Origin of the sequence: Nonlabens xiamenensis (assembly GCF_003865345.1) — a bacterium.
GTDB lineage: Bacteria > Bacteroidota > Bacteroidia > Flavobacteriales > Flavobacteriaceae > Nonlabens > Nonlabens xiamenensis.
In genome coordinates this window covers 26,278-47,083 of sequence record NZ_RMVE01000001.1, presented here as the reverse complement: position 1 = coordinate 47,083, position 20,806 = coordinate 26,278, and the positions used below count along the sequence as shown (strand labels likewise).

The following is a 20,806-nucleotide window of genomic DNA, read 5'->3' as shown; positions in this document are numbered from 1 at the left end:
CTGCTGACATTTCATTCAAGACTCTAGGTTTGTTTCCTGATCTGCGCTTTCCAATAGCCAAGTTCGCAATTTTTGATAGACAAATTGATTGGTTTGGATACCGTATAGTGCGAGGGTACAAACCAAGCAAACGAAGATAATGGCACCACAGGCAGCTTCATAAGGTGTCAATACCTTTCCAATCAATTGGTGTAGTCCCAGTCCAGTGATGCTTCCATAGATGATGACAAAATGAATCACATAGATCGACAAGGTTTTTTGGCCAATCCTCAGGATAAGGCTTTGTTTGATAAATCTTTCAAACGTATAAAACAGGCCAAACAACAGCAATACATTTCCCAGCCTGGTAAACAGATAATTAAAGAAAGCTACATCCCTGAAAAGTGGCCAGTCGAATTGAAGAAAGATCCAGTTGAAGAAAAAGGAGGAGTAAAAAATTAGTAGACCGCCTGAGATGATGAGTCCGCCGATTAACAAGGGTTTAAATCTATCTTTTTCCAAAAATCCATAAAACAAGGTGGCTATAAATGCTCCATAAGACATATACCCAAACCAGGGGATAATCGTAAAAACAGACCCATTGCTCTTGGTCAGATAATTTGCCAAAAATAAGGGCAGATGGGAGACTTCTAGCGATCTATAGAGTGGCTCGCAGATAAAGATGAGGGTGCCCAGGCAGATCATGATGACAGAAAAAACAGCCGACTTCTTAAGCGTCAACATATAGATCAGTACGGTGATCAGAAGACTCAGTCCTATGCATTGCAATACATCAACGATCAAGAAATAATCCCTGAACTGACCTTGGAGCCAGTCAAAAACAGGTGCTCGTAGGGCATATCCTATTCCTATCAGCATTAAACCCCTCCACAGACCTTTTCTGATTCTTTTAGCGCTGGTCCCATTTTTTTTGGAACGCATTAATAAATAGGTAAATATCAATCCAGAAATCGTAAAAAAAGTAGGAGCGGTAATACCCCTAAAATATTTCCAGACCTGAAAAATAGAATTTTGAGGATCCCTGAATTCTTCTGCCAAGAGGGTATCTACAAAATGCCCTTGCAGCATCATGATGATGGCAAAAGCTCTGACAGCGTCAATAAAATAGAGTCGGTTAGGTCCCAATTGCATTTTATTCTACGGCAAAATTACGTTAAAGATTTCTTAACACATATGATTCAACGGCTTTTAAAGAGGATTAAGCGCATAAACCGTAGACTCAACAGTCCATCGCTCTCGAAGTGTATCTGAACCTTATTGCTTGATGGGTCTTTAGTTGGATCCTCCCCTGTGGACTGAAACCTTTGAAATAGGCGTCCAAACTTTGGGAAAAGGTTCAATTGTGGACGAAATGTTGGTGAAACAAAAAAGCCTCTCCTGATCGGAAAAGCTTCTCAAAAAGCATCATTTAGATACCTTCCATCTCCAATTGTTTTAGGAGACACACAACTTGAATTGTATTTCAACGACTTGTTGAAATTTGCGGTCTGGACGGGACTCGAACCCGCGACCCCCTGCGTGACAGGCAGGTATTCTAACCAGCTGAACTACCAGACCGTGTTCTTATAGAACGTCGCTTACACTGTTTCTGCGTTAGCGGATGCAAATATAATTGGTTTTTTCTTTCCAAAGCTAGAATTTTAAAAAAAAGTAGTAAAAAATATATAAACATCTAATTATCAATTCGCTATAAACAATATTATCTTTAATCAATTACAATTGAGTACCCATCAAAATCCAATGTCCTGAAAAACTGAATCTTAACCACCATTGTATCTTGTTGTCATTTTTCAAGCTGGCGAATCTGACAGTCTTGAAAAAAAGGCGAATCTCAAGAATTTGTCTTAGAGCAATACCTGAACCAGAGTTCTTACCTTACTTCGTTAGATTTTGACTTAAAATCTGCTTTGCAGGTCAATAATTCAATGGTTGTCGGTGATAATTATATTGTAACAGTCAATAGAAATCAAAATCCGTTTCTTCCCAATCTAATGGTGTTTGAATGTAGAAAAGTAAGTTTGTGGTACCCTATAAACAGAGACTATCTAAAAACGTCCTCAAAGAGGGCGTTTTTTTGTGCCTTATCTTTACCCCATGATACAACTTATTGCTACAGATATTGACGGAACCCTACTCGACGAAAACAGATTTATATCCGAACGCACGGCTTCTGTATTTAAATCTGTTGACCTGCCCAAAATCCTTATTTCTGCGCGTATGCCACAAGCGATGTACTACCTTCAAGAAGCGCTTGATATTCAAGGTGCACCTATGATTTGCTATAACGGCGCCCTGGTGTTGCATCAGGATGAGCGACTCTATGAAATCAGTATCGCTTATGATGAGATAAAGGCCTTGGCCGACATCGGTAGGTCCTCCCATCTTCATGTGGCCATTTATCGGGACCAAGAATGGTTTGTGCCTGTGATGGATCATTGGTCAAAGCGTGAAGAACACAATACACGTGTGACGCCACAAGTTCAACCTACAGACGAGACCTTGTCTTATTTTAAAGACACCCAGGAAAAGGGAGGTGCGCATAAGGTGATGTTCATGGGTGAAGAAAAAGATATGGATGTCGCTTTCGCGAAAGCGGAACATATCCTTGGTAACAAAGTTCATCTCTACAGGTCAAAAAATACCTATACTGAAATTACTCCCAAAGGAACTTCCAAAAAGGTTGCACTGGAAAAATTACTCCAAGCCAACTACCCGCAAATAAAACTTTCAGGAGTAGCTGCTTTTGGGGATAACTACAATGATACCGAAATGCTGGCTGCGGTAGGTTATGGTGTGGCGGTAGAAAACGCTAGAAAAGAAGTACTGGAGGCTGCTGGTTACCATACCGGGCATCACAAGAAAGATGGCGTGGCAGCCTGGTTATCCGCTCATCTGAAGATATAAAAAAACACCTGCTGAATAAGCAGGTGTTTTTATAATTTAAGGTGTTCAATTAGTCTTCTAACTGAATAATGTCTACTTCACTTAAACCCCCTAAACTCATCACGGCGTTATAATCTGTCACATCTACACCGGCATTGATTAAGTCTACTGGTAATATGACTACCCGGAAAGTTTGATTATCTAAATCTCCTGAACCTAGTAAAGTGAGATCCGTTGTGGCCGGGCCATCAACAAACAATCTTACATCCCCATTGGTAAAGTCATAGTTGTATTGATATTCCCCAAAATCAGAGTATAAGGTCTGAGGTAAAAGCCTCCATACATCTACGAGACCGCCATTATTGCCTTGCACCTCATCAAATAGTATATATACCAGTGTCATGTCATCTGGAAAAACCTCAACTTCAGGGGGGTAGGTTATAAGCGCTTCATAGTTCGCGTCAAAATCGACAGTTCGCTCAAACGATTGGGCGACAACATTTACGCCATCCAGGCCATCTAGGCCATCAAATCCTGCAGGGCCTTGTGGACCTTCACAAGAAATTAAGGTTGCCGCTGCGGCAAATAGAAATAGTATTTTTTTCATCTTGTTGGGTTTTGTAGATGATGTTTCAATAAACGTGCCTAAATTTATGACATGAGGAAAATATTGATTGTTGCTAGTTTTTTCACATCAATTTTTATGACCAGTCAAGAGGTCATGGGAGATAGTTTGGTAAACGTGGGAGAATATCAAAAAGCTCTTTTGGCTTATCAATCTATCGGTTCCCAACAAAGACCCTATTTTAAGATTGCCAGGGTGAATACCCAAATGGGAAACATCGATGAAGCCATCGATGCTTACATTCAAGGTTTTAGAATTGATTCCACCAGTGTAGCTCCGCAATTTGAATTTGCCAAACTTTCCCTGCGTATTAATGACCCTGTTACTGCCTTTAACATGTTTACAGATTTGATCGACAAGCATCCAAAGAATCCGTCCTACAGGTATTACCTAGGACAGGTTTGCGAGCGTATTAATAACGAAAATGCGGCCTTAAAGGCATATCAAGAGGCTATTGAGTTGGTTCCTACCTACAGGGTTGCTCGAAAGGAATTGGTAATTCTTTACATCAAAAAAAGACGTTTTACGGAGGCCATTGAATTAGCGCAGTTCCAATTGGATGTACATCCAAAGGATATCAAATTTAATAGTTTGATCGCCCAAGCCTATTTTGAGTCCAAGAGGTATGAAAAAGCCATCGAGCATTTTGAATTACTGTTTACGTTAGGAAATGACACAGAATTCAACAGAAAGCAACTGGGTCAATCGTATTTCCAGAACCAGAACTGGGAAAAAGCGGTGGAGCAGTTCCTTATTTATCTAGAAGATTATGAAGAAAAGGATGCAGGGGTTCATTTTTTGATCTCCCAGGCTTATCTGCGCTTAGGAAAAATCAAATTGGCTCAAGATTATATCGAGCGCTCCATCGCACTGAAAACTCCAGTACTAGATCAGGAGTTTCTCCAACTGGCCACCGTTTATTCCCATCAGGAGGATTTTAAAAATGCGTATTACGCCGTTAAGAAAGCGGCCAGTGAAGCGCCAGGTAGTGATGTGATTGGGTATCAATTGGCGGTCGCTGCAGATCGACATTTTTCTGATCCAGAGACCAAACTCAAACATTATGAAAAATTTTTAGAAGCATTCCCTGAGAGCAGGTATAAGGAATTGGCCGCAGCCAGGGTATCAGATCTGCGCAAACAGGTATTTCTTAAAGGTGACCAGTAATAATGTGTACCTTAGTCCTATGAATAAGCTGTCCTATGCATTTTTGGTGATTACACTGATGTGTTTACAAGCATGTCGGGACAAAGCTAGCCTGCAAAAGGAAGCCAGCGCTATCGCAGATCGTCAATTTGAGGAAATTGATCTAGAACGTATCGATCAGTATCCGCAATTCTCTGAATGTGACGAGTTACAACAGGGCCCAGATTGCTTCTACCAGCATCTGCATCAATTGATTGCTACACGTTTGCGTGAGGATAGATTATCCTGGCAATTGGAAGCTAGTGATAGTCTCGTAGCCCGCATTAGTGTAAGTGCAAACGGCCAAATACGCTATGACAGCATTGCCAGATGTGCGGAGCGTATTGATAAAAAACGTATGGATTCTGTGTTAAGAAAAAAGTTGGATCACCTGCCCAAGATTCAAAGTGCTTTAAAAAAGGATATCCCGGTAAGTTCTTCCTATTTATTGCCTATCATCCTTCAGCCTGTCGGCCAAGACTGACACTACGTCCATGCCACTGGTGTTTTCTCAAGCTCCACAGAGCTATTTGTGCCACCGCTATAGGATAAATCAAAAAACACACGACAAAGCCGCGTTGCCAGCCACGATCCTCAAAAAATTGCTGTCCGATGACAAGGCTTAAGGCATCCACAAAAAATTTTGTAGTCCATGTAGCGACCAAAAACTCTAGGCTCATCCAATTTAGAAAATAAAGAACAGGAGACGCGATGATCAGCAGATTCATTGCCAAAACCTGCAGACTGATTAGTTTGCCGAGCCTGCTTTTGGTGTGTCCGCTTTTTTGTGCCCATCTGGCCCGCTGTTTGATCATTCCTATCCAAGAGCTTTTGGTAGAGGTGGAGATAATAGCATGACGGTCTTTGAGGTAATGACATTTATCTAGATCTTCGGCCGAAAGCTTTTCCAAAAGAAAAACATCATCACCACTGGAAACCTGCCGATTGCCGTTGTAACCATCTACGGCTGTAAAAGCCTCACGGGTAAAGGCCATATTAGCACCGTTGCATAAAAAGGGCTGCCTATGGGCAAAGGCACCTATAGTCATCATCTGCAAGGCAATCATTTCATTGGACTGTAATCTGCTCACCAAACTTCCATTGGGTTCCAGCCAAACTGGTCCTGCAACAAAATGGGCTTTAGGATGCTGTCTAAAAAAAGTATCAAAAGCTTGCAGCCAGGTAGACGGAATATGGGCATCGGCATCCGTACATATGATATGTTCGAATTGGGCGTGATCAACCGCCTGCTGGATGCCATCCTTCTTGGCGCTGGCTGATTCCTGGAGACGCGTCAGACTGAGCATATTTAATTTCGTCTTTTGCTTAAAAGAATCAATCAATTCTGCACTACCATCATCTGATCCATCATTTACTAAAATCAGTTCCCACAAATGAGAAGGATAATCTAATTGCTGGAGGCATGTTAATAGGTGAGGGAGGTTTTTTGACTCATTCCGGTAATTTACCACAACGCTGAAGCCATATACTGGGCTCGACAATAGATTGATTTTATTCCTTTGGTAACTCAATGCCTCTTTGACCAGCAAGAGTATAAGCATAGCGTAGCCAATAATCACAATGGTGTAGAGCCACGTCATGGGTTTTGGTTATTTGATGGTGTAGAAACTAGCAGTAGGCAACCTACCAGCGTGGGAAATATGGTGTTGGTGCACCAGATAAGGCTTGTGATCAGCAATAGGCTATCTGTAGGTAGAAAGGATGGAGGAAAGATGAGTATGGCGGCCGTCCATTTCACCGAAATATCCAACCATTGAAAAACCGGAATGAGCGAAGTCAACAGGTAAAACACGCTCAGATAGCTGATTTGCATCGTAAAGGAAGCATCAGCGTCCATCAAGTAAAACATCAGCCACCAGTTGCTGGAAAAAACCAAATATCGCAGCAATGAATAGCCAAGGCTTTTTGGCCATACCTGAGGATTTAACCAAGTGTGCCTTACTTTTTCCCAGTAGCGCAAATAAAGCAGCGCACCAATTATGGGAACTATCCATATCATCCACCACCACGTCTGATCGCTTGCTAAAACAGCAGGAAAACAAATGGCTGCTCCCAAAGCACCCAAGACTACAGTGATCGACATCTGAGATAGGTTGCCGATAAGGACGCGCTTGAAGATCGATTTCCGTAGATGCGTCGAAAAATAAAATGCTTTGGTAGCAAATTCTCCAACACGCCAAGGGGTAATAAAGCTGGCAGCCTGTGCAATCAGATTCTGGATAACGCTTTCGCGAAAGCGAATTTCCTTCAAATCCATGGTCAAAAACTGCCATTTACGACTTTCAATCAGCCAGCTTCCCAGACTGATCAACAACATGCAGGGAACTAACCATAAGGGGAGTAAGTTCAATTGATCCAGCAGACTGCTGAATTGCAATTCCTGCTCTTTCCATTGACTGTAAATAAAATAGGTAGATAATACAAGTATACCTACTTTAACGGTAGGCTCTAGGAATTGCTTAGCTTTGTACAAGGCCGAGGTCATGAGCGAAAAATACAACAATTGGTAACAGAAAAAATCATTTTGGGAATAGATCCGGGTACTTCCATCATGGGATTCGGTATTATTAAGGTAGTAAAAAAATCCATGAGTTTTGTTCAAATGAACGAATTGGATTTGCGTAAGGTGACGGATCCTTACATCAAGTTACGTAAGATTTTTGAACGGACCATTGAACTTATCGATACCCATCAACCTGATGAAATAGCGCTGGAAGCACCATTTTTTGGAAAAAATGTACAGTCCATGTTAAAATTAGGTAGGGCACAAGGGGTTGCAATGGCCGCTGGACTTTCCAGGGATATTCCTGTTTTTGAATATGCTCCCCTAAAAATCAAACAATCGATTACTGGAAAAGGAAGCGCCAGCAAGGAACAGGTGGCAAGGATGTTGCAGAGTCTATTAGGGATTAAGGAGTTGCCTAAAAACCTGGACATGACTGATGGGCTAGCCGCTGCAGTATGCCACTTTTATAACAGTGACCGTATTGAAGTAGGTAAATCCTATACTGGATGGGCAGCTTTTGTCAAGCAAAACGAACAACGCATAAAAAAATAGAATGACAGGGATAAGAAATTGGGTCTATACTTTAAGTTGCCTCTGTTTGATGGTGTCGTGTTTGACCGCTCAGGAAACAGAAGTTACGGACGACGGCATGAGCAAACTGCTGCATCGTTACAACAGAATGAGTGTACCTTACCTATCTGTGGAAAGCCTTAAAATGGATTATGACCAGTATAAAATTCTAGACACGCGTAAGAAGGAGGAATATGAGGTGAGTCACCTGCCGGGTGCCATCTGGGTAGGCGAAAAGCTAAATACTGATCTCTTGCCCGATCTGTCCAATGACCAAAAAATATTGGTGTATTGCAGTGTGGGAGTCCGCTCAGAGGATTTTGGTGAGGAATTGCAGGAATTGGGATACACCGAGGTTTACAACTTATACGGCAGTATTTTTGCCTGGAAAAATGCCGGTTTTACGGTGGTTAATAATAATGGTCAAGTTACTGAAAAAGTGCACACTTATAATAAATATTGGTCTCGCTTTCTCATGAAAGGAGAGCCTGTTTACTAAATTACACGCGATGATTTTTTACCCCTAGGTTGAACAAAAGCCTGAACCATGAATTGACTGCTATATGATTTAGGCAGGTCAGTCTTCAGAGGGGATCTGAAACTTGAAGAGGTAAGCGTTAGATTGGGCCTCATCTTCTCCTAGACGAATCTGAAAAGCTTCACAACTGATATAATAGGTATCCTTCCCATTGTCGGATTTAAAATAGGTAATCGCTTCGGCCTGAGCCCCACCTGGAATATCCAATGGGCGTTTCTTCCCAAAAATAAATTGGTCTTCCTCAACCTTTACCGGTAATATAAATGGATTCAGATTAAAATCATATCCGCATAGCATGATGGTACCTCTTTGGTTATGCGTGGCTCCGGTAATTAATCCTTTAACGGCATATGAAGCAACTGGGCTAAGGCTTTGTTCTGGATTTAATTGATCAATAGGGTAGATCTGGGTATTTTGGTCCTTCCAGTCTTTGGAAAATAGATACAGCTCACCATTCAAGGCTACTAGGGATTCAGCATCAAAGCCATGGTTTTGGTCCCTTCTGGAAAAATCAGTTTGATCAAGATAATTGATACCTAAAGTCTCTGCGACGAGTTCAGTATTCAATATTTCAGTGACAGGAAGGCGGTAAATTGTCAAGTCACGACGGTCTCCAGAATTATTGCCTACATCAGCGATATACATATAATTTTCATCTTGGGCGATATCTTCCCAATCAACAGCGGTTAGATTGAGGTAGGTCACCCGATATGTTTCCTGACCTTGCTCATTCAGAAAATACAGGCTGGGACCGTCTCCACTATCGTTGTGGGTCACCAATTGGCCGTTCCATACTTCCAATCCGGAAGTTTCTGTAAGATCGGCTGAAAGTCGGGCGACTTGTTCGACAGCAATGGGTTGATCATTAATTCTGGCTAACTGATCGCTGGATGAGATCGCAGGTGTGCCACATGCGGTGAACAACAAGAGTAAACCAATTCCCAAGAGTGCTTTCATAGCATAAAGGTCGTTAAATTCTGGCATTTGATATCAAACTGGAGTCTAATTAACCCGATTTTAAGCAAAAAGAGAAACGTATAAACAAAAAAACCGATGCGTTAAAGCATCGGTTTTATGATATAGCTTGAAATAAGCTTAAGCGATAGATACTCGTTTAAATCCAACCACTTCAGCGCCTTTAGATTCCACGTACTGAGCAACAGTTTTCTTGTCGTCCATAATGAAATCCTGGTCAAGCAATGCTTGTTCTTTGTCCAAAGTAGAGTTGTCAGAAATGTAGCGCTCGATCTTTCCAGGGATGATTCTATCCCAGATCGCTTCAGGTTTTCCTTCAGCGGCAAGCTCATCTTCAAATCTCTTCTTGGCGTTGGCGATAGCCTCATCAGTCAATTGTGCTCTGGAGATAAACTCTGGTACATTTTTCTGTGGCTTGCCTAGTCTTCCCAACTCGATATTGTCTTTTTCGATAGCAGCGATACGGGCTTCAGTTTCGGCCTGTACGAATGCTGGATCAAAATCTTTGTAAGAAAGTGTGGTTGCTCCCATAGAAGCTACCTGCATGGAAACAGACTTGGCCACTTCCTCTGCGTTGTCGCTCTTGGTGCTTAAACCGGTCAATGCACCAATTTTATTACCGTGAACATATCCTCCTACAAATGGGGCTTCAAATGCTTCAAAACCACCAATCTCTAATTTCTCACCGATTACACCGGTTTGCTCAACAAGTTTCTCTTCTACAGTGATTCCGTCAAAGTCGGCCGCAAGGACTTCTTCCTTTGTATTCAATGGAAGAGCGATGTCAGCAATTTTGTTGGCCAATTCAACGTAAGAGTCGTTTTTGGCAACAAAGTCGGTTTCACAGTTCAGAGATAAAAGGATTCCTCTGGTATTGTCGTCGTTGATTTTGGAAACAACTACTCCTTCAGAAGAGTCACGGTCAGCGCGTTTTGCAGCTACTTTCTGACCTTTTTTTCTTAGGATTTCGATTGCTTTGTCAAAATCACCTTCAGCTTCAACGAGGGCTTTTTTACAGTCCATCATCCCGGCTCCAGTCGTCTTTCTCAGTTTTCCTACTTCGGCAGCAGATATTTTAGCCATTTCAATATTTTTTATACTAGTGCGCTAGCGTTATTTATTCTTCTTCGTCTTTAGCTTTAGCAGCAGCCTTTGACTTTTCAGCTTTAGGTGCATCAGCTTGCTCCTCGGCATTTTTCTCAGCCTTGCGGTCTTGTAACCCTTCATTGACGGCATCAGCCACACGCTTCACGATGATATCGATAGACTTAGAAGCATCATCATTAGATGGAATCACATAGTCGATATCTCTAGGGTTGGCATTGGTATCTACCATGGCAAAGATGGGTATTCCCAGTTTCAAAGCTTCTTTAACTGCGATGTGCTCACGTACGGTATCTACGATAAATAGAGCAGCTGGCATACGCGTCATGTCGCTGATAGAACCAAGGTTCTTTTCCAACTTAGCACGCATACGGTCTACTTGTAAACGCTCTTTTTTGGAAAGGGTTTCATAACGACCGTCTTTCTTCATGCGATCCACCAAAGCCATTTTCTTCACCGCTTTTCGGATTGTTACAAAGTTGGTCAGCATTCCACCTGGCCATCTTTCAGTGATGTAAGGCATGTTACAATCACTAGCATGCTGTGCAACGATGTCTTTTGCCTGCTTTTTGGTAGCTACAAAAAGAATTTTACGTCCAGAGGCAGCGATTTTGCGCAATGCTTCTGTCGCTTCATCCAGCTTTGCAGAGGTTTTGTAAAGGTTGATGATGTGGATCCCGTTGCGCTCCATGTAGATGTAAGGCGCCATGTTGGGGTCCCATTTACGGGTAAGGTGACCAAAGTGGACACCTGCGTCAAGTAGTGACTTGACTTCTGTGTTATTTGCCATAATTAATAGTTTACGTTCTGTCGATAGCAATAGTAAAGTGGTCGGGAACTGGTTCCGTCGCCTCTACTATTTAGATGCTAAACTTAGCTCTGGTGGCAACCAGGCATGACAGCAAATTGAAATAAAAAAAATAAAGAACTAATCCCGTCTGAAAGATTCAAACGGGAGTAATGTATATTGATTAACGCTTGGAGAATTGGAATTTCTTTCTCGCTTTCTTCTGACCGAATTTCTTACGTTCGACCATTCTTGGGTCACGGGTCATCAAACCTTCTGGCTTAAGTACCGCACGGTTTTCAGCGTCGATTTCTACCAAAGCTCTGGAGATAGCCAGACGTACAGCTTCTGCCTGTCCAGTGATACCTCCACCGTTAACGTTCACAGTGACATCATAAGTGTCAAGCGTTTCTGTTAAGGAAAATGGTTGCTTCACCTTGTACTGGAGCGTACCTGTGGTGAAGTATTTATCTAATTCTTTGTTGTTGATCGTGATGTTTCCTTTACCCTCACTTAGGTAAACACGAGCCACGGCAGTTTTTCTCCTACCTATTTTGTGTAATGTTTCCATATTACTTTACCTCGTTAAGGTTAATAGTTTTAGGTTGCTGAGCTTCATGACCGTGCTCAGTTCCAGCATATACTTTAAGGTTACGGTAGATAGCGCTTCCTAATTTGTTTTTAGGTAACATACCTTTAATGGCACGCTCAACTACACGGGCAGGATCTTTTGCAAAAAGCTCACTCGCAGTAAGGCTACGTTGCCCACCTGGATAGCCAGTGTGTCTGATATATGATTTATCGTTCCATTTGTTTCCGCTCAACTGCACCTTGTCTGCATTGATGATGATCACATTGTCACCACAATCCACATGCGGAGTGAAGTTGGTCTTGTATTTTCCTCTCAAAAACTTTGCAGCAATAGAGGACATACGACCTAGAGGCTGGTCAGCCGCGTCGATCAGTACCCATTCCTTGTTTACTGTCGCGCTGTTTGCTGATACCGTTTTGTAACTTAAAGTATTCACCTTGTTATAGTTTTAATTCTTCGTCTGATCTTACTAACTAAAATCGGGCTGCAAATGTAATCTTTTAAATTTGAATGGCAAGTCTCTTTTTTTAAAAAATATCTACTTTTTTATGCCTTATCCGCAGACAAGCAAATGATTTGCTTGAACTTAGTGCTGATACATTGTTTGAACTGGTGCTCATCTACTAATCATGAAGACTCAGCTGGAACCATTTTTTATCCGCTTTCGCGAAAGCGGTTTTGCAGTGTTTCTTGCCATAAGCCAAACCAAACAGCGGATCAATTATTCTAGAATAATCAATCCAATTGCTGTGCAAATATATTGGTAACCAGTAGATTTACGTATATTTGAAGTCCTTCAATAAGCATGATGATGAAAAACTTAATTTTACTCTTTGGAATTTTTGTTCTTGGATTGACTTCTTGCGAAACCAATTCGGTGAATAGTACGCCTAATTCACTGGATGTCAGTGGTGATTATGTATTAACTTCTCTGGTGGCTGATGTTGCCGTGGACTTTAATAACGATGGTCAAACAGACACCGAACTTATGAACGAGACTACTTGCTTTGATAGTTGGGATGTGCAGTTTATGGCCAGTGGTGATTTTACGGCAAATATCACCGATAGTACCTTTGATACCAATAATCAGTTACAGTGTACAGCCAACACTGCATCAGGCACCTACAGTTTTGACCCAGCCACCGATGTCCTTACGGTGACTATAGCTGTAAACGGAGGATCCGTGACTGAAAGTAAGGCAGTGACTTTCACGCCAACTACTTTTTCATTCACTTTAGATAGTCAGGATGTGGCTAATTACATGCCTAATTTGACAGGAACCCCTGCAAGCAATATCAGCCAATTGGACTTTACCTATACCAAAATATAAGCGATATTACAATCCGTTTACTGCTTGAAGTATTGAATAGATTTCTTGGCTTGAGATTGCATCTGTACATCCGATAATTCGATATCATCTTTCTCAATTTGGGTGTTGTTTGTCGGCTCATCATTACCGTGGTCGAAGCTGCTCTTCTTGTCCACTTTGTAGTGGGCAAAGTCTTTATATTTGCTTCTTAAGCCTAGCGTATGTCTTTTACGATTACCGATGATTTTTTAGATGAAGTCAGGGAACTGATTGAACAGGATGCTCATGTGCAGTTGGAATCTATTCTGGATGACCTGCATTTTGCCGATATCGCTGAGATTATCGACGAGCTCAATCTGGATCAAGCGGTGTATATCGTCAAACTGATTGATTCACAAAAGACCTCTGAGGCCTTGATGGAGTTGGATGAGGCCCAGCGCGATCGAATTCTGAATGCACTTTCACCTAAAGAAATCGCCGAAGAACTTGGCGAAATGGATACCGATGATGCAGCCGACATCCTGAATGATCTTCCAGACGATGTTGCTCAAGAAGTCATCAGTGAGATGGAGGATGAGCAGCACGCAGAGGATATTGTTGATCTTTTACGTTATGATGAGTCCAGTGCGGGTGGTTTGATGGCCAAGGAATTGGTCAAAGTCAATGAGAACTGGTCGGTCACAGGTTGCGTGAGTGAAATGCGCGCTCAGGCCGAAAACGTGACCAGGGTTCACTCTATCTATGTCGTTGACAACAACAATAAACTCAAGGGCCGACTTTCCCTGAAGGATTTATTGACCAGCAAGGAAACCACGCCTATTAAAGATGTATATATTCCTAAGGTGGATTTTGTCAGTGTCAACACACCTGGCGAGGAGGTGTCCAGAATCATGCGTAAATACGACCTTGAAGCCATACCCGTGGTGGATGAGCTCCACCGATTGGTAGGTAGAATTACCATCGATGATATTGTCGACTTTATTACCGAGGAGGCAGAAAAAGATTATCAGCTGGCGAGCGGTATCTCCCAGGATGTGGAGGCCAATGATAGCATTTTGGATTTGACCAAAGCGAGATTACCCTGGTTGGTGTTGGGTCTGGTAGGTGGAATCGGTGCTGCAGCTATTATGGGCGAATTTGAGCACCTGATCTCTAGTCATGCCATTCTGTTTTTGTTCACGCCATTGATTGCGGCCATGGCAGGTAATGTAGGTGTACAGTCCAGTGCCATCATTGTTCAGGGTATTGCCAACGACGACTTGAAGGGAAGTATAGGGAATCGATTGATTAAAGAGGTGCTACTCGCTATGCTAAATGGCGTTATTCTGGCGATACTGTTGTTTGCTTATACTTTTATCACTAAAGGAGAGATGCTCACGTCTGCTGCCATTTCAGTTTCTCTGTTTGTGGTCATTATCGTGGCAGGACTTATCGGAACCTTCGTGCCATTGGCCCTACATAAACGCGGGATTGATCCAGCCTTGGCGACTGGTCCTTTTATTACTACCAGCAATGATATTTTTGGTATCCTGATTTATTTTATGATTGCAAAGACTATTATTGGGATATAGATTTAATTTTCGCAAAAGCGTATCTATGCTTCTTAGTATCTTCACGTCATGAAAGCTGCCAGCGTCAAAGATTTAAAAGAAGAATTAAGTTACCGCACCGATCAGGAATTGATTCAGGTCATCCTGCGCCTTTCCAGATTTAAGAAGGAGAACAAGGAACTACTTACCTATTTGTTGTTTGATGCGGTTGATGAAGATACCTATATAGATAAGGTAAAGGCACTGCTGGACGAGATGTTTCTGTCCCTGAATACTGGACTCACTTACCGAATGAAGAAAGGAGTGCGTAAAATTTTGCGAGAAGCTAAGAAGTATGCGCGATATTCTGGAAGTAAAGAAACCGAGGTCGCTATTTTGATTCATTTCTGTAGATTAATGCGTGAGACCGATTCTTCAATCCTTCGCAGCAAAGTCATGCGGGATCTGATGGAAAGACAAATAGTTCTGATCAAAACACGTATTTCTACCCTGCACGAAGACCTGCAGTATGATTTTGAGCAGGAACTCAATATGATCGAAATCTGATAGTTATGTCCAAAAAGATCCTACACCTTGACCAAAATCATGAGATTTTGGAACAAAAACTTGCCGCTGCTGGATTTGTCAATCACCACGACTACACATCTTCTAAAGAAGAGATCATGCATCAATTAGGTGAATATGTGGGGTTGGTGGTGCGCAGTAGATTTCCGCTTGACGCAAATTTTCTAAAAGCAGCTACACGATTGAAATTTATTGGTCGGGTAGGAGCAGGTCTAGAGAATATTGATCTGGAGGCAGCTGAAGAATTAGGCATAATGTGTTACAACGCCCCTGAAGGCAACCGGAATGCCGTTGGCGAGCATGCACTGGGAATGTTGCTGTCTCTATTCAATAAATTGGCTCCGGCAGATCAGGAAGTGCGCAAAGGTCAATGGAGGCGTGAGGCCAATCGCGGCCTGGAAGTCGACGGGAAAACGATTGGTTTGATTGGCTATGGAAATATGGGTAAGGCTTTCGCCAAAAAACTGGCTGGATTTGATTGTGAGGTGTTGTGCTATGATATACTAGAAGGTGTGGGAGATCATAACGCGCGGCAGGTAAGTCTAGAGGAACTTCAGCAAAAATCTCAAGTTCTATCTTTACATACACCACAAACGGCCCTAACCAAAGGCATGATCAATACGGGTTTTATTAATGCTTTTAAACTACCCTTTTATTTGATCAATACGGCCCGAGGATCGGCGGTAGATACTGAAGCTTTAGTGATGGCTATGAAGGATGGTAAGATATTGGGCGCTGGCCTGGATGTTTTGGAATATGAAAAATCCTCGTTTGAATCCCTTTTTCAAGACAGTGGACAAGGCAAGCAGGACTTACCACCTGCTTTTGGCCAATTACTGCAGATGCCGAATGTATTATTATCACCCCATGTGGCTGGCTGGACCGTAGAATCTAAATATAAGTTGGCTGCGGTCATCGCAGATAAAATCATCAAAAATCATACATCTTCATGAAAAAAGTTACAGGTATTGGTGGCATCTTTTTTAAGACCAAAGATGTGAAGGCTACTAAACAATGGTATGAAAAACACTTAGGCCTGGCGGTCGATGAGTACGGATGCACCTTTTGGCAAGCTGAAGAAGTAGAAAGAAATCCAAAAGCATCCCAGCAATGGAGTCCTTTTGAAGAAAAAACAAGCTATTTTGATCCTGGGCGTCAAGAATTTATGATCAATTATCGGGTGACAGATTTGGAAAATTTGTTGTCTGAGTTAAAATCAAATGGTGTACAGCTAGTGGGGGAGATGCAGGAGTTTGAATATGGTAAATTTGGTTGGATACTGGATCTGGACGGTCGTAAAGTCGAGCTGTGGGAACCTGCCAAGGAGGATTTATTTGAAAAATAATTTACATTTGCTGCACTAATCAAAACACAACCGCCATGAGTTCAGAAGATTACGATAGTACCAAAAGCGGCTTTGATAAAGCCACCGATTCGGCCAAAGAGGCCTTTAATCACGCCTCACAAGCCGCTGGCAATACCGCCGAAGACTTCAAACAAGGATTTAATGACACCGTAAATAGCAATGAAAACAAAAAGGTGCTTGCGGGTGTCTTGGGTATCTTCGTTGGTGCCTTTGGGGTACATAAATTTATTTTGGGTTATACCAATGAAGGAATAATTCTAGCTGCGGTGACACTTGTAGGTCTCGTGCTCTCTTGTTTCTTTGTCGGTTTTTTATTTGTTTGGATACCCGGTGTGATCGGACTCATCGAGGGAATTATCTATCTGACTAAATCGGATGAAGAATTTTATCAGACCTATCAAGTCAACAAAAAGGCCTGGTTTTAATTAAAACAACTCAATGAATACAGAACAAGAAACCAATCAGCAAACTCAGTCGCAATTCAATCAGCCGCATCGCCAATACCCACCGCATCAAGAAAATAAAAAAGTTCTTGCCGGTGTATTAGGTATTGTAGCCGGAGCCTTAGGTGTGCATAAATTTGTACTCGGATATACCAATGAAGGATTGATCCAAATCGCCATTACCATTTTTACTTGTGGAGTTGGTGGACTTCTTGGACAGATTGAAGGAATCATCTATTTGACCAAATCAGATGAAGAATTCTATGAAACCTACCAGGTTCGTAAAAAACCATGGTTTTAAACCTATCTGGATATCAACAAGATAAAGCCTTTAATGTTAAGATTAAAGGCTTTTTTTGTTCTTCCACTATAAGCAACTTAACTTTGCCTTAACATTGGACTGTAAATGTCTAATCTGACAATGGCAAAAAAATTACTTGTTCTCAGTACAACGCATTCGACCCTTGGCCCGATGGCAAGTGCATTTCTTCAATACTACAGTCCCAAAAAGACCAAGGTTGTTGGTATAGGTCTAGAGCCTAGAGAGTTGCATCATATGGCCAAAAAAGTCATGGATTCTATCGGTATTGCTCCCTTAAAAGAGACTTATCAATTGGATCAGCTCAAAGAAGTGACTTTTGATTTTGTTTTGACTTTCTCTGACAAAGCCAAGTCATACGCCCAAAATAATATCAAAGGCAAACAATTCTTTCATCTGGAAATGGATGGTCTGGACCAAACCACAGAAGATGCAAAAGAATCTAAAAAAGCCTTTAAATCTGCTCGCAAAGAATTGCAACAGTATTGCGCTGATTTTGTAGAAACCCATCTAGATAAAAAAGTCAAAACTGCCACTAAAGCCAAATAGGGTTCACGGATTCGGCACATATTCCAACGGAAGCATTCCAGATACCTTTAGCCTGGAGATAAATCCGCCCCACCGAAAATCCCTGTAGTTCATAACAGTGCCAAATTTGGTGATATACAGTCGATGATTATCAATTTGAATATTGGATTGATACCCCTCTCCGTCCACAACTTGGTATGACATCTCCCTAAAAATCACTTCATAGTAACCTTCCTTCGGTACGACTCTGATCTGTTTGTCGTATTTAACTGGTTTACCCTTATGGTATAACTTGTAGTTTGCTTCTGCAAATTCATCTGCTATGATCGTTTGAAAAAACTTTACATCAGATCGTTTAAAGGCCCTTTTTCTATGTCGTTTTCTTTTTCTCATCCCAGGTCTTTTCTCTTTCAACTCTTCAAAGTAAGTGGTGGCCACATATAATGAAGACTCCATGACATGTGTGCGCTTTTCTATCCTAGGATTTGTCGCAATCTCTTCGGGTAATTTTTTTAAATCCACTTTCCTGAAACTGATTTCAAACTCAGATAATTCCAGATGCACCAAATACCCCAAATCTTTATTCACCACTTTGATTGGAACTGGGCAATAGGCGACCATTTTATCAATGGAAGGAATAAATTGCAGGCGGATATCCTCCATATTCAGGATTTCGCACCGATCTGCAACGGCGGTATTCCCTAAGAACTGTTCTTTAAAATAAGCCTCTTTTTTTTCTCGACTCCAGGGGTCAGGATCCAGATAAACGGCTGGTAATTCCCCTATAGATTCGGTCAATTCAATGACGCCAATGGAGGAGTTCATAGGATTGGACATAGTAAGTGTCTCAAACCCCATCAAACTATAAACGATGATTTTTTGATCGTGCTCAAGTGCAGGTAAAACAAAGTTCCCATCAAAGTCTGTAATGGTGCCGGTGCTACTCCCAGAATAATAGACATTCACGTTGGGTAATGACTCTTGGGTTTTGGCATTGCGAACTGTTCCCGTAAAACTTTGGCTGTTTAGTGCCAAAGGGAAAGCTATTAGCAGAAAAGTTAAATACACATATTTCATGTGTTGAAGCTGTCACCCCTGTTCCTCCTGGCCATTTGGGGTTTTAAAATATTTGGACTCCATTTCGGCTTGGAATTCCTCCATTACTGGTTTTACTGTGCTTTCTGGCAAGTCGGCTATACGTATATACATCAAACCGTCAACAGCATTATTGAACAACGGATCTACATTAAAGGCCACCACCTTGGCATTTTGCTTGACGTATTTTTTGATTAAAACTGGTAGGCGCAGTTCGTTGGGTTCTAATTCATCAATCAGCCTGTCAAACTTATTTAGGTCGGCCTCACTTTCATCAAAAATAAAATCCTTATCGGCATCTTCCAGCTTAACTTTAAAATCCTTCTTCGGAGTAATATACTGGGCCACATAAGGATCGTAGTAATTACTCTTCATAAATTCAATCATTAAAGATTTGGAAAAATTGGAGAATTTATTGCTGATGCTTACCCCTCCGATTAAATATTTATGTTCTGGAAACCTCAAGGTACAGTGTACAATCCCTTTCCATAGTAAAAACAGGGGCATAGGTTTTTGCTGGTATTCCTTAATGATAAACGCCCTTCCCATCTCAATGGACTCTGCCATCATTTTGTGTAACTCGGGTTCAAACCTAAACAGTTCATTGAGGTAGAAACCTTTCATTCCATAAACTTTACTGATCTCGCTACCCATTCCCATGCGATAAGCACCTGCAATCCGATTGGTTTCGTTGTCCCATAAGAACATCTGGTGGTAATAATCGTCATAGCGATCCAAGTCGGTAGAATTGTTGGTTCCTTCTCCTATTGCTCTAAAAGTGATCTCTCTCAAGATACCAATCTCTTTAAGGATGGTGGGTATCTGGTCTTTTTTGGCCAGAAAAACTTCGTAGTTTTTTGATTCTAGTAAACGCTTATCCTGTTCCCTCAATCTATTGACCTCTTGAATCATCGCCAGTTGATCACCGCTAGCATCAATCTTTTTCGGAGGTTTGGGGATTTTAATGGTCTTGGGTATATCGCTCAAGCGTTTAGCTTCCCTATCATAAGGTTTGGCAAGCATGTAAGTTTTCTTCCTCAAGAAATCGGTAAATGCTTCAAGACTTTCCTGTTCCTGTTGTACTTTCACTGGTATGGCGTTACCTATACGCACTTTGATCACCCTATTTTTTTGGGTCAATAATTCTGAAGGAAGCTTTGCAGTCCTCAACGTGTCAGACATTTTGGCCATCCTATAGAACAAGGAACTATTCTTGGCGTGAAAATATATGGGAATCACTGGTACTTCTGCCCGCTGCACTAATTTCATGGCACTCTCTTCCCATGGTCGATCAACCACCAACTTGCCATCCCGATAGGTAGATACCTCTCCAGCAGGAAATATTCCCAGTGGCATGTCATTTTTTAAATGCCGAATGGCCTGCATAAATCCGGAGGTGCTTGATTTGACGTCTTTGCGTTCTTCAAACGGATTCACAGGCATGATAAACGGTTTGAGAGGCTCTATACGGTGCAACAAAAAATTAGCAATGATCTTGTAATCAGGCCTGCGATCAAGCAACAATTTAAGCAACAATATACCGTCTACTCCTCCCAATGGATGATTAGAAATCGTAATAAAAGACCCTGTTTTCGGAATGCGCCGTAAGTCTTCGTCGGGAATTTCAAATTCAATTTGAAGGTCCTCCAATAGTGCATTTAAAAATTTAGTGTTTTGCTTGTCTTTGTGCTTGTTGTAAATTTTATTCAGTGTAGAGATGCGCAGCACCTTCATCAGGACCCATCCCCCAAGGGTTCCCAAAAAGCCATATCGATCTATATGGATAGCCTTGGCTACCTCTTTTGCATTGACAAGTCCCATATATTGGTCAGTAGTATAACACAAA

General features: G+C 41.7%; 24 protein-coding genes and 1 tRNA gene. 13 read left to right on the top strand and 12 right to left on the bottom strand.

Annotation, left to right across the window (positions count from 1 at the left end):
• Positions 1 to 15: 15 nt before the first annotated feature.
• Positions 16 to 1,131 carry a heparan-alpha-glucosaminide N-acetyltransferase domain-containing protein gene (locus EGM47_RS00285; RefSeq protein ID WP_240642036.1) on the bottom strand — a complete coding sequence of 372 codons (1,116 nt, stop codon included), beginning with the start codon at positions 1,129 to 1,131 and terminating at the stop codon, positions 16 to 18.
• A 352-nt stretch (positions 1,132 to 1,483) separates the two neighbouring features.
• A tRNA-Asp gene (locus EGM47_RS00280) sits at positions 1,484 to 1,557 on the bottom strand.
• A 537-nt stretch (positions 1,558 to 2,094) separates the two neighbouring features.
• Here EGM47_RS00280 and EGM47_RS00275 point away from each other — a divergent pair.
• On the top strand, positions 2,095 to 2,904 hold the full coding sequence (locus EGM47_RS00275) for a Cof-type HAD-IIB family hydrolase (protein ID WP_124978777.1): 810 nt from the start codon (positions 2,095 to 2,097) through the stop codon (positions 2,902 to 2,904).
• Between the two features lie 49 nt (positions 2,905 to 2,953).
• Here the strand turns inward: EGM47_RS00275 and EGM47_RS00270 are convergent, their stop codons facing one another.
• Positions 2,954 to 3,490: a dihydrolipoamide dehydrogenase gene (locus tag EGM47_RS00270; protein ID WP_124978776.1), complete on the bottom strand. Its 537-nt coding sequence runs from the start codon at positions 3,488 to 3,490 to the stop codon at positions 2,954 to 2,956.
• Between the two features lie 51 nt (positions 3,491 to 3,541).
• Here EGM47_RS00270 and EGM47_RS00265 point away from each other — a divergent pair, with 51 nt between their 5' ends.
• Positions 3,542 to 4,675, top strand: a complete 1,134-nt coding sequence (locus EGM47_RS00265; RefSeq protein WP_124978775.1) for a tetratricopeptide repeat protein — start codon at positions 3,542 to 3,544, stop codon at positions 4,673 to 4,675.
• Between the two features lie 19 nt (positions 4,676 to 4,694).
• Positions 4,695 to 5,177 (top strand): hypothetical protein, encoded by a 483-nt coding sequence (locus EGM47_RS00260; RefSeq protein ID WP_124978774.1) that lies wholly within the window; start codon positions 4,695 to 4,697, stop codon positions 5,175 to 5,177.
• Here the strand turns inward: EGM47_RS00260 and EGM47_RS00255 are convergent.
• Positions 5,149 to 6,294 (bottom strand): glycosyltransferase, encoded by a 1,146-nt coding sequence (locus tag EGM47_RS00255; protein ID WP_124978773.1) that lies wholly within the window; start codon positions 6,292 to 6,294, stop codon positions 5,149 to 5,151. The two genes, EGM47_RS00260 and EGM47_RS00255, sit on opposite strands and share 29 nt — an antisense overlap.
• Positions 6,291 to 7,199: a lysylphosphatidylglycerol synthase domain-containing protein gene (locus EGM47_RS00250; RefSeq protein ID WP_124978772.1), complete on the bottom strand. Its 909-nt coding sequence runs from the start codon at positions 7,197 to 7,199 to the stop codon at positions 6,291 to 6,293. The genes EGM47_RS00255 and EGM47_RS00250 overlap by 4 nt, the downstream gene beginning before the upstream one ends.
• A gap of 18 nt (positions 7,200 to 7,217) precedes the next feature.
• On the opposite strand from EGM47_RS00250, the gene ruvC reads away from it, so the two are divergent.
• A complete protein-coding gene (ruvC, locus tag EGM47_RS00245) occupies positions 7,218 to 7,772 on the top strand; it encodes a crossover junction endodeoxyribonuclease RuvC (protein WP_124978771.1) in 555 nt (184 codons plus the stop codon).
• Between the two features lies 1 nt (position 7,773).
• Positions 7,774 to 8,289 (top strand): rhodanese-like domain-containing protein, encoded by a 516-nt coding sequence (locus EGM47_RS00240; RefSeq protein WP_240642035.1) that lies wholly within the window; start codon positions 7,774 to 7,776, stop codon positions 8,287 to 8,289.
• Positions 8,290 to 8,367: 78 nt separating this feature from the next.
• On the opposite strand, the gene EGM47_RS00235 is transcribed toward EGM47_RS00240, so the two are convergent.
• The 5 genes from EGM47_RS00235 to rplM form a co-directional block, all read right to left on the bottom strand.
• The gene (locus EGM47_RS00235) at positions 8,368 to 9,285 is read right to left on the bottom strand and encodes a hypothetical protein (RefSeq protein WP_124978770.1); all 918 of its coding nucleotides are present in this window, start codon (positions 9,283 to 9,285) and stop codon (positions 8,368 to 8,370) included.
• 138 nt (positions 9,286 to 9,423) lie between these two features.
• A complete protein-coding gene (tsf, locus tag EGM47_RS00230; RefSeq protein ID WP_124978769.1) occupies positions 9,424 to 10,386 on the bottom strand; it encodes a translation elongation factor Ts in 963 nt (320 codons plus the stop codon).
• A gap of 34 nt (positions 10,387 to 10,420) precedes the next feature.
• The gene (rpsB, locus tag EGM47_RS00225; protein WP_124978768.1) at positions 10,421 to 11,197 is read right to left on the bottom strand and encodes a 30S ribosomal protein S2; all 777 of its coding nucleotides are present in this window, start codon (positions 11,195 to 11,197) and stop codon (positions 10,421 to 10,423) included.
• 181 nt (positions 11,198 to 11,378) lie between these two features.
• Positions 11,379 to 11,765 carry a 30S ribosomal protein S9 gene (rpsI, locus tag EGM47_RS00220; protein ID WP_124978767.1) on the bottom strand — a complete coding sequence of 129 codons (387 nt, stop codon included), beginning with the start codon at positions 11,763 to 11,765 and terminating at the stop codon, positions 11,379 to 11,381.
• 1 nt (position 11,766) lies between these two features.
• Positions 11,767 to 12,222, bottom strand: coding sequence for a 50S ribosomal protein L13 (rplM, locus tag EGM47_RS00215; protein ID WP_124978766.1), 456 nt, complete (start codon positions 12,220 to 12,222; stop codon positions 11,767 to 11,769).
• A 375-nt stretch (positions 12,223 to 12,597) separates the two neighbouring features.
• Here rplM and EGM47_RS00210 point away from each other — a divergent pair, with 375 nt between their 5' ends.
• The 8 genes from EGM47_RS00210 to EGM47_RS00175 all read left to right on the top strand — a co-directional run bounded on the left by EGM47_RS00210 (position 12,598) and on the right by EGM47_RS00175 (position 17,886).
• Positions 12,598 to 13,116, top strand: coding sequence for a hypothetical protein (locus EGM47_RS00210; RefSeq protein WP_124978765.1), 519 nt, complete (start codon positions 12,598 to 12,600; stop codon positions 13,114 to 13,116).
• Positions 13,117 to 13,316: 200 nt separating this feature from the next.
• A complete protein-coding gene (gene mgtE / locus EGM47_RS00205; RefSeq protein WP_124978764.1) occupies positions 13,317 to 14,666 on the top strand; it encodes a magnesium transporter in 1,350 nt (449 codons plus the stop codon).
• A gap of 48 nt (positions 14,667 to 14,714) precedes the next feature.
• A complete protein-coding gene (locus EGM47_RS00200) occupies positions 14,715 to 15,191 on the top strand; it encodes a hypothetical protein (RefSeq protein WP_124978763.1) in 477 nt (158 codons plus the stop codon).
• Between the two features lie 5 nt (positions 15,192 to 15,196).
• A complete protein-coding gene (locus EGM47_RS00195) occupies positions 15,197 to 16,162 on the top strand; it encodes a 2-hydroxyacid dehydrogenase (protein ID WP_124978762.1) in 966 nt (321 codons plus the stop codon).
• Positions 16,159 to 16,554 (top strand): VOC family protein, encoded by a 396-nt coding sequence (locus EGM47_RS00190; protein ID WP_124978761.1) that lies wholly within the window; start codon positions 16,159 to 16,161, stop codon positions 16,552 to 16,554. The genes EGM47_RS00195 and EGM47_RS00190 overlap by 4 nt, the downstream gene beginning before the upstream one ends.
• Before the next feature lie 35 nt (positions 16,555 to 16,589).
• Positions 16,590 to 17,000, top strand: a complete 411-nt coding sequence (locus EGM47_RS00185; protein ID WP_124978760.1) for a TM2 domain-containing protein — start codon at positions 16,590 to 16,592, stop codon at positions 16,998 to 17,000.
• Between the two features lie 13 nt (positions 17,001 to 17,013).
• Positions 17,014 to 17,319, top strand: a complete 306-nt coding sequence (locus EGM47_RS00180) for a TM2 domain-containing protein (RefSeq protein WP_124978759.1) — start codon at positions 17,014 to 17,016, stop codon at positions 17,317 to 17,319.
• A gap of 171 nt (positions 17,320 to 17,490) precedes the next feature.
• On the top strand, positions 17,491 to 17,886 hold the full coding sequence (locus tag EGM47_RS00175; RefSeq protein WP_124978758.1) for a low molecular weight phosphatase family protein: 396 nt from the start codon (positions 17,491 to 17,493) through the stop codon (positions 17,884 to 17,886).
• A 3-nt stretch (positions 17,887 to 17,889) separates the two neighbouring features.
• On the opposite strand, the gene EGM47_RS00170 is transcribed toward EGM47_RS00175, so the two are convergent.
• Both EGM47_RS00170 and EGM47_RS00165 read right to left on the bottom strand, forming a co-directional pair.
• Positions 17,890 to 18,942, bottom strand: coding sequence for a carboxypeptidase-like regulatory domain-containing protein (locus EGM47_RS00170; RefSeq protein ID WP_124978757.1), 1,053 nt, complete (start codon positions 18,940 to 18,942; stop codon positions 17,890 to 17,892).
• Positions 18,943 to 18,954: 12 nt separating this feature from the next.
• Positions 18,955 to 20,781 (bottom strand): GNAT family N-acyltransferase, encoded by a 1,827-nt coding sequence (locus tag EGM47_RS00165; RefSeq protein ID WP_124978756.1) that lies wholly within the window; start codon positions 20,779 to 20,781, stop codon positions 18,955 to 18,957.
• Positions 20,782 to 20,806: the final 25 nt, after the last annotated feature.